Annotated in this window: 13 protein-coding genes; all 13 read right to left on the bottom strand. The window is 33.9% G+C overall.

What is annotated here, in order from left to right; genetic code table 11:
* Positions 1–204: 204 nt before the first annotated feature.
* The 13 genes from ACWODM_RS13545 to ACWODM_RS13485 all read right to left on the bottom strand — a co-directional run bounded on the left by ACWODM_RS13545 (position 205) and on the right by ACWODM_RS13485 (position 16440).
* Complete coding sequence (locus ACWODM_RS13545) at positions 205–1635, bottom strand: toll/interleukin-1 receptor domain-containing protein (RefSeq protein ID WP_455321901.1); 1431 nt, start codon at positions 1633–1635, stop codon at positions 205–207.
* 60 nt (positions 1636–1695) lie between these two features.
* Positions 1696–2145, bottom strand: coding sequence for a transcriptional regulator, ArpU family protein (locus tag ACWODM_RS13540; RefSeq protein WP_455321900.1), 450 nt, complete (start codon positions 2143–2145; stop codon positions 1696–1698).
* Positions 2146–2167: 22 nt separating this feature from the next.
* Positions 2168–4375 carry a relaxase/mobilization nuclease domain-containing protein gene (locus ACWODM_RS13535; RefSeq protein WP_455321899.1) on the bottom strand — a complete coding sequence of 736 codons (2208 nt, stop codon included), beginning with the start codon at positions 4373–4375 and terminating at the stop codon, positions 2168–2170.
* A gap of 9 nt (positions 4376–4384) precedes the next feature.
* Positions 4385–4726, bottom strand: coding sequence for a plasmid mobilization protein (locus tag ACWODM_RS13530; RefSeq protein ID WP_455321898.1), 342 nt, complete (start codon positions 4724–4726; stop codon positions 4385–4387).
* 202 nt (positions 4727–4928) lie between these two features.
* Complete coding sequence (locus ACWODM_RS13525) at positions 4929–5222, bottom strand: hypothetical protein (RefSeq protein WP_455321897.1); 294 nt, start codon at positions 5220–5222, stop codon at positions 4929–4931.
* Positions 5223–5225: 3 nt separating this feature from the next.
* Complete coding sequence (locus ACWODM_RS13520) at positions 5226–9587, bottom strand: DUF6782 family putative metallopeptidase (RefSeq protein ID WP_455321896.1); 4362 nt, start codon at positions 9585–9587, stop codon at positions 5226–5228.
* A 71-nt stretch (positions 9588–9658) separates the two neighbouring features.
* Positions 9659–9925, bottom strand: a complete 267-nt coding sequence (locus ACWODM_RS13515; RefSeq protein ID WP_455321895.1) for a hypothetical protein — start codon at positions 9923–9925, stop codon at positions 9659–9661.
* A 15-nt stretch (positions 9926–9940) separates the two neighbouring features.
* A complete protein-coding gene (locus ACWODM_RS13510) occupies positions 9941–10456 on the bottom strand; it encodes a hypothetical protein (RefSeq protein ID WP_455321894.1) in 516 nt (171 codons plus the stop codon).
* Between the two features lie 92 nt (positions 10457–10548).
* On the bottom strand, positions 10549–10872 hold the full coding sequence (locus tag ACWODM_RS13505; RefSeq protein ID WP_455321893.1) for a type II toxin-antitoxin system RelE/ParE family toxin: 324 nt from the start codon (positions 10870–10872) through the stop codon (positions 10549–10551).
* Positions 10869–11102 (bottom strand): type II toxin-antitoxin system prevent-host-death family antitoxin, encoded by a 234-nt coding sequence (locus ACWODM_RS13500; RefSeq protein ID WP_455321892.1) that lies wholly within the window; start codon positions 11100–11102, stop codon positions 10869–10871. The genes ACWODM_RS13505 and ACWODM_RS13500 overlap by 4 nt, the downstream gene beginning before the upstream one ends.
* A 73-nt stretch (positions 11103–11175) precedes the next feature.
* Entirely contained in the window at positions 11176–13674 is a 2499-nt protein-coding gene (locus ACWODM_RS13495) for a peptidoglycan amidohydrolase family protein (protein WP_455321891.1), read from the bottom strand.
* Between the two features lie 5 nt (positions 13675–13679).
* On the bottom strand, positions 13680–16076 hold the full coding sequence (locus ACWODM_RS13490; protein WP_455321890.1) for a VirB4-like conjugal transfer ATPase, CD1110 family: 2397 nt from the start codon (positions 16074–16076) through the stop codon (positions 13680–13682).
* Complete coding sequence (locus ACWODM_RS13485; RefSeq protein WP_455321889.1) at positions 16066–16440, bottom strand: PrgI family protein; 375 nt, start codon at positions 16438–16440, stop codon at positions 16066–16068. The genes ACWODM_RS13490 and ACWODM_RS13485 overlap by 11 nt, the downstream gene beginning before the upstream one ends.
* Positions 16441–16452 lie beyond the last annotated feature (12 nt).

Genomic DNA, 16452 nt, shown 5'->3' with positions numbered 1-16452 from the left:
TCAAATCTACATTAACAGAAAGGTGTTCTTTTTTCACGCACCAAATGGGTGAAAAAAGAAACTCTTTACAAATGTTGAAGAAATACGGTTTTAGAGCGCAAACTCATAAAACTATGAATTATCTAGGGTAAAGTTTTAGAAAAAATATTTAGTAGGTATAGTATTATTATAAAATACATAGACAGCATTCAATTAAAACAGATACTAAGGTCTAGTCCCTATTTCTTCTTTACGCAAAAATTTCTCAATAGCTGGTATCTGTTCAAATGAATTTGAATAACCTCTCTCTCCAGACACTTCAGACATCTTTCCTTGAAATTCTTCTTTTGTTACATTGAAAACAGGTAGTATCTTTTTTAAATTATCATTAGATTTCAATAATGAGAGGACTTTTAGTCGATCATTTCCCATACGACGATAAATATAAAGAGCTGGAAACCATATCCCATACCAATCATTATCAATATTAGGATTTATTTTACTCACATAATATAAAAATAAGTCCGCTTCAATCATTTCCTCAAATTCCTTTTCGTTAGATGCCCTATTTTTCATCATATCTGCTGTAAGAGAAACTCTTTTGTTTTTCTTTTCCAAATTTCCTTCATAAATTACAACCAAAGGTTTTCTAAATTTAGCAAAATCAACTTCTTTACGAATATCATAATCATAATAAAAATGATTCACTAGTTTGCTAACCGAATTCCAATTCCTATATTTAATCAGTATAGTATGAGTAATAATAAATATTTCATTAAGTAAAAATTTTATAACTTCTGAACTTAATCTTGGCATGCTTATACTTGACCGTTCAACTTCAACTATTTTATTGTTGAAGTCTTCAAAAAAGTCCAATAATATTTCGTCAAATTCATTACCTTGAGCAATAATACTCATCACAGTCACAATTGATTGTTTAAACGGTAGTGATTGATTAATGAGTCTAACAACTGCTTCATCAGATTCTTCATCATCTTGTTTTTCCACGTGAAGTTTATCTAACTCTTGAATAAAGTTATCAAAAAAATCTTTAATCAAAAATGAAAGTCTATTTGGCGCATACATGAATACTCTTTTAACTTCTTTTGCCTTTCTTTCGACCAAAAAACTATCAATTCTCTCATCTAAAATATAACTAGGTGTTGTTCCTAACTTAGGTTTTCTTAAGTCTGGTTTTTCATATATCTCTCTCACCAATCTAATATACTCTTCATCAAATATTGCATCATCAGACAAATCAATATACATTCTTGACTTGGCATATATAGGTAAATATGCTTCTCCCGATACTAAATCACGTTCAAAAACAATTGGAATAAATCTATTTTTTTCAGTCGTTCGATATATTTCTGGAGTAATTATTTGAGTTTCTGTTCCTACACCACCTTGGCGTGAATTGGATTTTTCAGCGTATACCCGATCACTAATAATTAATACACGATCTATGGTTTCATCTAAAACCATTTGTTCCATGAAGCTAAACTTATCTGCCCCAATTTCCAAATCCCATCGATCTAACACAACCTCAATTCCATCAGCAACTAATGATTTCGCCAAATCTAGAACTTTTTGTTTAATTTCTTCAGATGACCAACTATATGAAATAAATATTTTTTTCGCTTCTACAAATGACATAGTATAACCTCCTTGATCTTTTAATTAGCATATCAATAATTCCATTAAATTACTATCTACTTAATTTAATATACTAATTAAATTCAATGAAGTTGCGAACTGGATCATCGCCATTTTAGAGTCATCGACAATAATATTTTTCTGATAATTGATTCGTTCACTGACCAACGAAATGGATAATCCATGAAAATAACGGTAAATAAAAATCTTTCGTCTCCTTTCAGTTACTTCTGGTCGATACGGATGCACAATAGCATAAAATCCATAACAAAAACATTTCTGCATATAGTTAAATTCTTTCTGATCACCTAGACTGACTTTCTTTTGTAAACCTATTTCCACTTCTTTTATTCTAACTTGCTGAGTAAGCTGAGGAACCGCCGACAGTCCGATACGTTCCCGACTTCTTTTATAGGCTATTAAGAAAACACCTACATTATACTTTGTCTGCAACCAATCAACTTCGCTCATCTTAGGTAACTCATATTGCGTAACATCAAATAGTTGCATTCCCCTCCTCCTTTTCTGTTTGTCATTCTCGTTCTTTCATTTTTTGGTTTTTCTTTTTTGGTTCCGTAAACTGTTCTTCATTTAGCGTATCGAATAATTGATAAATCTTTTCATAGTCATGGAGTTTTTTTCCTATGTGTTGTAGTTGATTTTGTAGATTTACTTCTTGTTTTTGATTTTCTTTCACTAAAGCAATGACTTTTTCAGAAGATACCATGGGATTGATTTGCTTCTTGTCTAAATAAGTTACAGCAGCTTGAAATTGATTTTTCTCCTGCTTATATTTAGTAGAAGATTCTTCTTTTACCCAAGAATAGTTTTGATAAGCTAACAAATATTTGGCTACTTGATTGTATTCTGAAATTTTTTCTTTCAATAACTCAAGCGAATAATGTGTATGCTGTATTTGTTTTTCTAATGAGACAATTTGTTGCAGTAACTCAGGTACATCCTTGATACGATCATTGCGTAATAGATTTAGTTGTGTGGCTAATTCTTTCGCTTCCGCCACAGCGAATTTTCTTTGATGCAAATTCAATCGATACTTTAATTCTATATCTAACATTGGTTGATTTTTTTCAATTAGCTCAACTAATTGTTTTCCCGTGATTACTTTATATGGAGCTTTTTTCTTTGTAAAACTACTATGTTGATATGAGTAATGCCAATTATTTGAAAGTTCTACTGTAATAATTTGACGCAATGGATCAATAGTTACATCTGATTTTTCTATGAATAATCGTTGGATACCTTCTTTTTCAAAAGAGAGCACCAGTCCCTTTTCATTTGTAGATCGAATCATTGATTGAGGAACTTCAACAGAAATTTTAGGTACTTTCATTATAGTTTCTAGTTGTCGAATCAATTGTTCTCCTTTTAAAAAGTAATTAGTTGCTTTACCATCTTGAATAAAATAGTAATTAAATTGCGGACCAATATAGAGATGGTAACTTTTATCCAATGATGAAAAATCCACATGATTTGCATCAATAAAAAGTTGTCCTCGCTCACCATTTGAATTAACGATATTTAACAACAAACCATCTTTAGTTCGCTCTTCTACAAGCTTAGAAGAGACGCGAATAGCTGTTTCATTACTCGATAACATTGTTTGAGGGAGCAAATCAAAAATTTCCTTAACAGTTTGTATTTTTTCTAAACGTCTAAGTGGTTGATTAGCAGAAAAATATTCTTGGATATAATCCACTTTATATCCTTCATTGATTGCACGTTCGGATAATTTACCATCTTCAAATTCGCTTAAAAGAAATGACCGTTCTCCTTGACTGTTTGTCTTGAAAGTAATTTTTTCCTGTTTGAGTAATTGTGTAAATTCAGGAAAGGAGGTAGCTTGTTGGAAGCAGTCTTCCATTTTTTTCTCCAAATAATCTACTATCACTTTGTTAAATGCTAATCTTTCAGTTAAGCCACGCTTTGTAAATCGCTCGTCATCGGACAACTTGTCATCACGTGTTTTTCGTTTTTGTGCGCCATATTGATATGTGACATGTTTACCATCCATATGAATACGTACGTCTAACATATTAGCATCTTCAATGAATTGTGAAAGATCTGTTGCTGTTTCTAACAAAAAATTTATTCGTTTCCGAATTTGTACTCGATACGTAGTCATGGAACGATATTTTTGATACTGCTTGTAATTACTTTTTAACGGTTGATTTTCTGCTAACACATTGAGACCATGTTCTGCACAAAGTTTATCGCTAATCGTTCGAATTTGGGAAACGGTCAAATAAGGTTTACTACGAAATTTTTTTAAATCATAAAAAGATGTTGCATTAAAGACAATATGATTATGAATATGGGCTTTGTCAGTATGTGTAGCAATAACAAATTCATGTTTACCATCTAGAAATTGTTGCATTAATTGTTGCCCTAGCGCATGAGCTTCTTCTGGTGTAAGGGTATCTTCTGGTGAAAAACTCTGAATCAAATGATAGGCACGGACATCTGACCCTCCCACATTCTTATAATTACCTTTGACTTCTTTGGCTAAACTTTGAGTCATCGCAAATTCTGCCGCACTAAATGTTGGTGTACAATTATAACCACTGACTAATTCTCCATCGTTGGTTTTTACTGCATTGGTAATATAATCAATGACCTGCTGATTACCTGACTCATTTTTGACCGTTTTTGCTTCGTCAATAATATAATCCAATGCTGCTCTATGACTTCCCTTGATTGCTTTAATTTTAATAATCGCCACTTTCCACCCCTACCTATCGTCATATATATGTTTTAACAAAGAACTTTGTAACTCTTCCGATAACTGCTGATAGTTCGATAATAAAATATTCATATCTTCTCGATTGACTGAATTAGTACCGTTGACCTTTTTAGCAATCTGATTAATATTTGTTCCAATACGAGTTATTTGCAAAATCGATTCTCGAATATCTGAAAAGTCTTTATGAATAACAAGACCGTTCAACAACATTTTACGAGCATACTGTTCAAAATTTTTCGTATTTGACAAAGACATTTTTTTACTTAGAAGCATTAACTCTTCTTCATTAAATCGGACAATTTTTTGATACGTGCGCTTTCTGTTCGCCATAATTACACTCCTTTACTTTTTTCTTTGAAGAAAATCACAATTTTTATGGAACATAATTTAGTTCATATTTTAGAGGAACTTTTTCGCAAGCATTGCAAGTGGCTATCCACTTGCAGAATTATACCTACTGAAAAGAACATTCTTTTCAGCAGATATAAAATTTGGGGGTTCACCCCCAAACCCCTATTCTTAAAAAATCTTGTTATGTCCTCTTTTCTTTTTCTACGATTTCATCATTTACTAATTCATAAAAAGGAATCTCTTCATAGAAAGAGACAAAGTCCTCTTTAGATAAATTTTCAATAAAATGTATCATTTGCTTAAATTCTCTTTTCTCATATTCTGGAACAACTTCCCTCTCTTCTTTTAGTGATTGAACCAAATCTTCCTTAGAAGGGCGTGGTTCTAATGCTCGGAAAGTTCCTTTTTCCAAACCAATGATCAACTTCATCTTTCCTTCAAACAACTCTATAGGAAAATCACTACCTGTCTTCATTCTCTATCTCTCCTTTGGTGGTTTTATCTCAGATTTTTTATTGCGTACTTGAGGCTTTTTTACGACTTGGTTATGCAATTCTGAATTAGATCGTGCCAATTCGATTTTTTGCGATACACCTTTTTCTTGGGAGAGTTCTTTTGTTAGTTCTTTCAAATTAATAGAAATGGATTCAATCAGCTTGTCTGATTGTTTCTGAATTTTAGCAAAACTATCCGTCATTTCCTCAAGAGCTTTCCCACGACTCCAACCAGCAAGATAACCAAAAGAATAATCAGAAGTATCTAATCCAAAATGGGCACAAACAACAAACGCTGTACTTTCTGCTTCAATTTCCACTGTTTGACGATTACTAGTGATAGAAGCCGTGTTTGAATGCATGAGGCTATGTGTCACTTCATGAACAAGTGTTTTAATTGTTTGCGTTTCACTCATGCCTTTTTGTAACACAATTTTTCTCTCACTCATATCACAGTACCCTTTTGCATCAGAAACAATATTGTCAAATTCAATTGGAAAATCTGTTGTTGCAGCAATGGCTTCAAACAATTTACTATATTGCTTGATATCCCCAGTCAGTTCCTTCACTAATTTTGGCAGTTCCTTTCCTTCCGTTTGCGAGACATCAAATACATTGACTGGTCGATAAGAAACAATTCGTTTTTCTTGGACTAGTTGCTTTTTACCATTTACAACTTTTTCAACCTCTTCTTTTTTAATGATAGGTGCTAGGATTCGAATCGCTTTTGCTCCCTTTACCACGTGTCGATCAAAGGTTTTCTTCCATGTTTGAAATCCTGCCACCTTAGAGACATCTGGTTTTTGCATAAAAATAAGCATGGTATTTCTCCAAGAATAGTTATGGAATTTACTCATCACTTGAAGGTATTCTTTATAAGTATCAGAATGAACAAATTCTTTTACGCCTTCTTTTGCAGCAGCTATCAATTCATTTGACGTTTTGCCAATAGTTTTGACTGAGGATTTTGAAGCAAACAATTCTTGATTCTTCAGTTCAGCCCTACTCTTTTCTATACCAAAAACCACTTTCGGATGCGATATTCCTAAAAAATTATCCTCCAATGTTTGATTATTCTTCGAATTATTTTTTGCTTCTTGTTCTTTTCTTTCCCTACGAAAAAAAGCCCGTAAAGGCTTTTGAGTTGGGCTCGATTGTTGCTGCTCTTTAACAAACTTGTCTACAAATTGTTGGGCATCTTGAATGGAATGGAAGTAAATTGGATTGCTATTTCGTGTAGGGTCTTGATAGTACAATAACTTTTGATTAGCATTCTTTTTCAATTGTGATTCTGATACACAATGGATATTTTCCCAAATTTCTATTCCCAAAGCTTCTTTCGAATGAGTATGTAGAAGCATTTGTTCTTCTTTTACATGTAATAACTTTTCTTTAACCAGTTCATATCGTAGATACATAGGTTCATTCCGATGTTCATAATAATTTTTCGCACTTTCGAAAGAATATGTTTCTTTCCAAGTATTTCCTTCAAAACTTTCAAAATAGCCACGAACACTTGCATATTGACGAGTATAAGAACCATTCATTTCTTCGAGAAGGACAACTTCTTTTTCATCTGTCACTTTTACTTTCAATTGTTGAATTTCTTCAACAGGGATATATTCTTTATCGCGTCCGTCGTATTCCTTCATCCATTCCTTTAAAACCTTCAATTCACTAACTAATTTTAGTTCTTCTTTTTCAAGTTTCACTTTAGTCAGTTCTGTTTCATTCGTTGTTTCAACATATTCAACAAATTCGGAAAAGTTTTCGAATATTTGTTCATTTCCATTCCCACGCTCAAGAACAAGCACCGTCTTTGTGTTTTCATCAATTAACCCAGATTCTCGAGATTCGGGAAGTAGGACCAGTTCATTACTAGGTTGTATTCGATTCGCAGAAGATACTTTCAAATGATCGAATACTTCGTTTGTTGCAGTTGAAATCTCGTAATGCCCTTCAAAAAATTCTTTTTGATAAGATTGTACTTGGTCCAACAAAACTTCATGATTCCGATCGACAGCATCGATTAAATCTAAAAAAAGAGAGGCATTCGTAAATGCAGCAGACTCACCAAAAGGACGTTCTTTATGGGATAACAAATAATCCTCTAAGGAATCAAACCAAGTATCTTCAGATTCTAACAACACGTTATTTTCGACTGTCAATTGTAAAGCATCGATTTCTTCTTTAGGTACATATTCCTTTCCTAGGCCTTCGTAATTCTGCGCCCAAGTTTTAAACTCTTCTAATATTTTAGGTAATGGATTTTGTCTAACCACAGATGCATTGAATGACTCTCTTGTATTTAGAATTTGTTTTGCTGTAGTCATTGTTGAATCCTCATCAAATTCTAGTAACTGTATGGCAATTTGTTTTAGCCAGTCTGTGTCAACAATTCCATTCAGCCCATCTGTTAAATGAAAATGTTCTCCATCATTTATCAAGAATCCTGTTTGATAAAGAGTATCCTTTAGATAATTTAGATGTAACGATACAGAGAATGTTTGAGTATGCGATAGTTGGTTTGTGTCTATAGTATTCAATTCATTTTCAAGTGCATCTAACCCTAATACGAAATTTTCTTGTGCGGGCTGTGGTAATAAATCAAATAGGCTCGTTTCTTGCGTATTTTCATTGATTGTCAAAAAATGGGTAACCAAACGATGGTCATTTACGATTTCACCTAATAGAGCAGATTCGGTTTTTGTTTGTTCAAAAACACGTTGAACAGGTTTTTCTATTTCTAGAATTTGATTAACAAATTCTTGCTCTAACTCTGTCGGTTCTTTTTGTTTCACTCTACGTAAAACCTGTTGAAATTCTAAATAGATAGCCTGCCTTTTACCAATTTCCTCAAATGAGGCAGGTTCAGATAAACGAACAGTATCTAATTCATATGCAACTTGTTCATCACTGATAATACGCAATGCTTCTTCTACCTTCTCAGAAAACGGTTCTTCATTGATTGCCATTTCTTCTTCTCCTTTTCTTTCTTTTATAATTTTTTCTTTTAATAAGTCATTTTGGTCTTTCAATATTTCATCTACGATTAACATGCCTTCTTTTTGAAACATCTGGTACATTCGTTGAATCTTGTCTCCCATAGCTTGAGTAGCTGGTGTATCTTCCATTGCGGTTGTTAATTGAACAAAATTGTATCTTTCTGAAGTAGATTGAACTTTCTGTAAAGCTAACGCTGCCTTTTCACATTCAGTTAACGTATTGATTTTTGTTGGCTTTTCTGTTGGTTTCAAATAAGTGCCAAAAAATTGGTCATTTTTCCAAACATTTGCCAGTTGATTCGTTTTAGATCCGTTTGTGTAGGCTTTGTGTACCGCAGCAAGAGCTAGCGGATCCACTTGATACTGTTGACCTACCCGTTGATAAATCACATGGTGTTCACTTAATACAGCGTTATTCATCGGTTGTTCAATGATAAAATTATCTTGTTCAAAAAATTGATACTTAGATAATTTATCCATAAATAATTGACCTGCAACATCATTATCAATCGCCAAAATAAGCCCTTTTTCAAAAGTCCCTTTCTTTTCAATGATTAATTCTTTGAGGAATTCTTTGAAAGAATTTTCTTTTAAGCCCTCTAAATCCACTAGATAACAATTATCCAATTCTGGATGTAAAGACCAATAACTAAGAAGATCAATGACTGATTCTGCAAATATGATTTTATTAGGGTGTCCTAAGGTATAATTCCACCCAAAATTGGATTCACTTCTCCCCATGATTCGTTTGTCTCGATCATGTTTACCGAAATGCTCTTCATCTATAGTCAGTCCTTGAATCGTCCCACCAACTAATTCACCATGACGTTCCCATTTTGCAACTAAACATGGAGCAAATTCCTTGCTCTCTGGGTAATAGGGCATATACTCTGCTTGCACAAGATAGCGTTCGTCAAATAGTCGGTTCACAATGGTGGTATTGATTTTTCTCTCTTCAATAAGGTACTGCTTTGCTAAAGAAGACTCTGTTGTTTCTCGAACATAATAATGGAATGGTTTTTTCGGTTCCTCTTGAACGACAATTTCCGATTCCATTAAATTTTCTGTATTTAAGAATTCAATCGCTTCTTTGAAATTTTTATCTGTCATCATTTGAACGAATGTAATCACGTCTCCAGAGATGTCTTGGCTGAACCATACAAAGCGATTATTACGGGGATAAAACACTTGACTTGGATGTTCGGCATTCCGAATCGTTGTCCCTACTTTTTCCGTTTGTATTCCCAATGAAGCAACCACTGACAACAAGTTCCTTGAACGAGCATAACTTAATTTTTCTTCAAATGTTTTAATTGCTTTTCCCAATTCTTTTTCAGCCAACAGTCTCCCTCCTTCCGATAAAAAAAGAAGAACTGGAAGTAGTTTTATACTTGTACCAGTTCTTCACTTATTTAAGAGTCCTTTGAGAAATTTAGTTCATTGCCATCAAGAATTTCTGCCTTTTCGTTTTCCGAGGTAGCAGCTAATAACTTTTTCAATTCACTCGGATTCAGTTTGTAAGCTTTGACTTGTTTCAAAATAATTTCTTCTTCCAACGTTTGATGTAGTTTCTTCTTTTCTTGAATTTTTAACAAATCACTGGCTCGACGATCTTCCAACCCAATAATTTCTCGTTCAAGAATTTTTAAGCGTTCATCTGGTGTTTTTCTTCTAGCCATATGCTCTCTCCTTCCTTAACGAATCGTCAGCTGCTCCCACGCATCAATCAAATAACTGTTGGCTTCCTCGTCAAAAACATAATGAATTTTTAATACGATTTGATTTTCAATATCCCTGGTAACCACTTGTCCTTCGTTATTTAACAGATCCATGGTTAAATCCACAAAACTAATAGTTTCGATAGATTGTGCATTCACTAATTGAATATAATTTTGACTCGTTTTAAATTGAACATGGCCAAATTGTTGTGGTTTAGTATCCATTGTTTCAAGCAAACGCTGTTCCTTTTTTGCTTTATCCCTAGTTAAAAAGGAACGATAATCCGCAAAATTATCGCCTGAATAATCAAACGTATAGAAAACTGTTAAAAAATCATTGATGTATTGATCAGAAAATGAATCCGATAATTTTTGTTCCTTTTCCTGTTTCTCAATCGATTTATTCCAACCGATTGATTGTCCAATACTCCCAGCAATGATTATAAGTAAAAAGCTTATTCCTAAATACAATCCTATTCTCCATTTTTTCAATTGTTATCACCTCAAATTTTTCAGAAAAAAAGACCTCTCAAATATTTAAGAAGTCTTTCTATGGTCCGTATATTTTCTACATAAATAATTATTTATTCTAAATATCTTTTGAATTTTTGCATAGGATCCTCTGAAACAGAATACAATCGTAACAAATTGACTGTTTGATTTCCTTCATCAATCGCGTAAAACATAACATTTTGTTTTAATGGTAAATACCTATACCCACTGAATGTAAACATCAATGTTGCGGCATCTTTACCTTTATACGGAAATTCGCCTAAAGAATCAAAGGTATCAAATAAAGAAGCTAGCACATTTTGTGACACAGCTTCTGAAAACTCACTTGTTAAATAAGACGACAATTGACTCAAATCCTCTAACAAATCATTCGTTAATTTTACGTTGTACTTCATACATTAAAACGCTCTCTAGCAGTTGCTAAATCAACAGTTCCACTCGTTTCAGCTTTTTTCAATTGTTCCAGAATTTCTAAACTAGCTTTTAATTTATCATAATCTTCAATATCAATCACAGCATACTTCCCTCTTCCATTTTTTGTTAAGAATACTGGTTGGTCGTTGGTTACTTCTTTTAATACCTGATTGTAGTTACGCAAATCAGAAATAGGCTTAATGTTCATCATAGTCATCATCCTCCTGTAAATATTGTACTATATTTTACGAATAATTTACAGCGGATTTCCTCAGTCCCAACTGTTATCCAGCAATCCGATAAAAATAAACTGGTGCTAAATTCGTATCTCCAAAATAACCTTCAAACGGTGTCTCTACCACATCACCACTTTGTCCAAAGCCTCGACTTGTCGCTGGTGTAGCATGTAGTATATGTTTGCCTCCATTATCAGTAAAAAATCCAGTGTGACCAAAATTTCCAGACGAACTCCCTTTTGTTCCCCAAACAAAAATATCTCCTGGTCTAATTTCAGCACGAGAGATGGGTTGAAGAATGGTTCCTTCCAAACTATATAAATATTCTGTACTACCCAAACTAACATTAATACCTGCTTGTTTCATCGCCCATGTGACAAAGGAGGAACAATCATGATATGGAAATTGACCACGTTGATTCAAACCCTGTGAATACTTAACTCCTTTTTTGTGCAAGGTATATGCACTTTCCAAAGCTTTTCCGCCTTTTCCTCTTCCACTAACGGAAGACCACAAAAGAGACATGTCCTTTTCTCCACCAAGGGCCACCATGAAATCTTTAATCGCTGGTACCCAGTACTTATTTAAACCTAGCGGATCATTGTCAGCGCCTACTGGACAATAGACACTTCCTAATCGTTCAATCGTTTGTAACTTTCTTTTTATAATTAAATTTTGTAATGTGCGACCAGTTGCCTCAATCCCTTCATCTAAGGAATTATAGTGAATGATACCCGAACTTGACATTTGTCCACTGGGGTTATTATGTTCTCGAATAGCCTGACTTGTTCCCCATGCGCTCTCATGAATCATGATTGCTGCAAAAATGACTGGAGAGACGCCTGCTTTTTTTGCCTCTGCAATAATTTTATCAGCCTTTGTACGAAAAGCATTTCCTTTTAGTCGAATGAGCGAGCGAAATTTATTTTCATCAAACGATGCTCCACCTACTGATGAAAAACCTAAGTCTGAAACTTGCACATAATGAATATTGGGTAGATAAAAAGATGGATTCACAGATGCACCATTTTTTTCATACCTAATGGTTAAATCTGCCTTTTCAACTGTTGTCCCAAGCTTTTGACCTTGATTAACGGAAGTGCCAATAGAAGAAGCAAGATTCACATTTGAGAGAATTATCTTATTCCTTTTGTTTGAAATAATTAATTGCTTATTTTTTCTCGTTACTTCTCCTGATAAAGGAGCGAATACATCGATTTTTGGCTCAGATTGAAAAGCAAGTCCTTCAAAGAATTCCTTCTTTTTGTTCTTCACATGATAGCCATATCGTTGACTAACCTCTAGCTGTTCTTGATTCTTTAAAGGAGGAGCTAATTCCTCTAATGCGACAAATTGACCTGTTTCAGTTAAAGCATTTAATTGTTCTTCTCGTTCTTCACTTTTCGGTAAAGCTTCAATAATTGGCTGAATTTTCACTTGCTCTTTTTCTTTTGTGGATGTTCTCTGTACCATTTTTTGATACAGTGTTTGAAGAATCGTTTTTGTTTGCTGATTTTCAGGTGATACTCGTCCATTTAATTCATAATCCCCATAAGTAGTATCTAAGTACGCTAAAACTTCGTTTAAATTGGATCGAATTTGTACATTTTCTCTGTTAGAACTAGCACCATTTATTTCTAACTCTTTTTTCCCTTTCTGAATAGATAAAGTAGTATCTGCATCTAATTCTGTTAAATAGACCCAAGTTTTCGTTAATTCTTGTTCATCAGCCTTTGTAGTCGCAGTAGAAAAAGTACTCGTTATAGATACGATAATAATCAATAACAACCCTGCAATTAGTAATCCTATAGAGCCAATGCTTAACCCTTTTAAAAGTAGTATCGGATTAGCAATCAATTTCGCCAACCATTTTCCTATTTGTATCATCTTTTGTTGCGTTTGAAGGAAAAGTTTCTGATGTGGTCTCAATAAGCTATAAGAAGATTGCACCACTTTTGACGTTGTTTTTGCCGATTGACTAGCAAGATGTACAACAGATTTCACCCCGTCTTTTGTTGCTCGCACTGTTTCAATCCCATGATTAATATCTCCAAAAACTGTTTCGTTGTAGCCAGATTCTTCTTTTAGTTTCTGTTTCACCTCATTTTTAAGAAGGCTCGATAACCGATGCTTAGATTTCTGGTGTATCGCCTCCTGTTTAGCAGTTGTCATCATAACACGATCTGAATCCTTTTCTTTTGATAAAGGGGCATGTTCTATTTTTTTATCTAACACAGATGAACTTTCTCTTGTCTGTTTCTTGTTCGTTGCTGAAATTTCTGAAGCAATCTGATGCTCTTTATTAGAAACGAATCGTTCCTTTGGTTGTGTGTTTAATTTAAATCGTTTGCTTTTTAAATTCTTACTCTGATGTGGTTTCTTAGTCGAAAGAATTTTTTCATACCTGTTTTTTTGTTTAGCAAATGATTTCTTCTTACGTACAAATGCTACATTTTTCTTTCGTCTTTCTTTTTGAACGGATTGCTTAAAATCCTGCTTTGGTTTGTTGACCCAGTTGGTGACTAAAGTTTCTTTTTTATCTTCCATATACATCACTGTCCTTTTACTTGATTGAAACGAACTCGATCATCTGGATCAGTTGTGACAAGTTCATACAACTTAGTGGTTGAATCAACAATATTGGAAAATGGCACAATCGCATTGCCTGCTTTAATCAATCCTGCTCCTTTCTGTGGATTGATTAATTGTTTCTCTTGTTCAAAAGACAAGCCAAATAAAGCCGAAAGTTCATTTAAATCACTTTTGGCTTGTTTCAACATAATGATAAATTCACTGTTGCTTAACATCCGTCTGGCTTTATCCGATAAAAGAAGTGTTTCTACATTCTGGGTAATCCCAGTGACAATGGCGCCCCATTTACGTATACGACTCCACAATTCGAAAAAATAGTTCTCACAATACGGATCACTGAGTAGTAATTGCATTTCATCAATATACAACCAAGTTGTAATTCCTAATTCACGATTTCGAACGACTCGATTCCAAACTTGTTCTAAGACTACCATCATCCCAAAGGTCTTTAACTGACTCCCTAATTGTTTCGTATTGTAGATAATGAACCGTTTATTTAATTCAACATTTGTCTTTCTGGAAAAAACAGCTAATGAACCATCAATATAGAGCTCTAAATCTAAGGCTAACGTTTGAGCTGACTCTTCTGGTTGTTGTTTGAGGATAGGGAACCAATCGTCCTTTAACGTTGGCATCTTAGCCCCCTCTTGATTGAAATAATTAGCATACGTTAAACGAGTCACACGATCAATAATCGATCGCTGAGCAGAAGTTAATCCAGTCCGTCCACCGATTAGATTTTCACACGCAGAAAGCAAAAAATCTGATTTTAGCTTGACCGGGTCTTCCTCTCCTTGAAGATCATCTGTAATATCTAGTAAATTGATAAAGGTATCTGTATTGGGAGAAATCTTAACAATTTGTGCATCAAATTCTTTTCCAATAATTGAATCCTCATCTTCCGGATCAATGGAAATGATTTCTGCATCAGGATTCTTTAATAAAGTCGTAATCTCTTCATACTTCTTTTGAACACCTTTTCCTGAACCGGAACTTCCTAAAATAAACCCACTAGGTGTATTCAGTTTTTTTCGATTGACACGTACCACATTTTTAGTTGTTTCATTGACCCCATAATATTTACCATCTGAGTGGTTTAAATCTTGTGCGGTAAAAGGAATAAAAATTGCCGCACTTGCAGTAGTCAATGTTCGTTGAATGGGCACAAAATTCTTTCCTATCGGTAAAATTGAATTCATTCCTTCTACCTGCATGTAATCTAGCGAATGAAAACCACACCGATTCTTTCGACCAACACTTAGTACTTGTTCCACAATATCAGATAATTGGTCTTCTGAATCTGCACGAGTATACACAAGAAAAGTAACGAAAAATAACTTTTGTCCTCGTTTTACGATATCATCTAATAATTCGGAAGCTTCTTCAATACTATTTTCTAATTCGTAAGGAACAATCGCGCTATCATAACCTTTTGTAACGGCTTTTTGTTGCGCTGCTACCTTATCAGATTCCATAAAAGCTTTTTTCGTCTGAACAAGATTATTCGCTTTATCAGGAGCTACTGGATCAATGTGGATAGATAAAGTAATCTCTTCAGGGATTTCCATAATTTCAGTAATCAATTTATCTGAAAGATTCGCTGGATAGTCTTTCAAGTACAAGATTTGACCAAATCCATTCCCAACTTCAAAGCTATTTTTACTCTTTTTAAAATTAAAACTAGCCGGTGTGATAGCTGATTTTGTGGAAAGTTGATTATAAATCGTGTCCTGATAATTAAAATGAAACAAATCATTGGGAATCAATAAATCATGCATCATTTCTAATCTTTCATAGCCATTTACTCCTGTACTTTCTACACCCATTGTAGACAAATTACTCATGAGCGATTGTTCTGTACGATATAAAAAACGTTTTGCCTGCTCGTAAGATCTTGCTTGCGTACTAAAAGTTAAATAGTTCTCTTTTAGAAATCCATTTTGTCCTTCCGTAATGCTTCTTCTTAACATAGTGTTTAATTCTTGACGATAGTCATCTTGTGCATCATTTGCTAGCTCATAAAACATTGCTTGTTCAAATTCTTGAATATCTATTTTTCGATTGGTTAATGTGACGTTCAAGTGAGTCGTTTCATCACAAGCATTTAACAATTCACAATAATCCGCAAAGATATTTAATTGGTCTTCTCTTTGGGCAATTTGGTAATTGATATCGTCAAAGACCATACTTTTTGAATACCAACCTGCTGACAATTCACAAATCCCGCCTTCAAACATTTTTTCATAATAAATCATGCTTTGTGCAGATTTTGGTGGTGCATCCTTTCGTTGTTTTGCTGTCTTTTTCTTTTTTTCTCTTTCTAACTTCTTGCGTTCTTTTTTATCCTCAGTTGCCACATTCTGTTCTCTTTTTTCTTTCTTTTTTGTCATCCAATTTAATCGTATCAAACTCCTTTCCTTGCAAAACAAATGGATAATTCGGCGCTAAATGAAGATAGCGCCATAATATTTTGACATATTGCTCCACCGGCATCCCTTCTTTTTTATACCAACCAAGGGAAAGAATTGGTACAGATAGAAACATTAGTACCAATCCAATATCATCAATGGGCAGGCGCCAAAAGAAATAATTCAACACACCTATCCCCACTGTAAATAAAACCGTTCCAGACAAAGCCAGTGCTTGACGAATAGAAAAACCAAAAATTAGTTTCTCTTTATATGTTTTGATTTCTTTTCGTACAGATACTTCAATTGCCATAGTCAACCTCCT

This window comes from Enterococcus olivae, assembly GCF_053760925.1.
The sequence above is the reverse complement of the archived record's forward strand: the minus strand, read 5'-3'. Positions and strand labels throughout refer to the sequence as shown.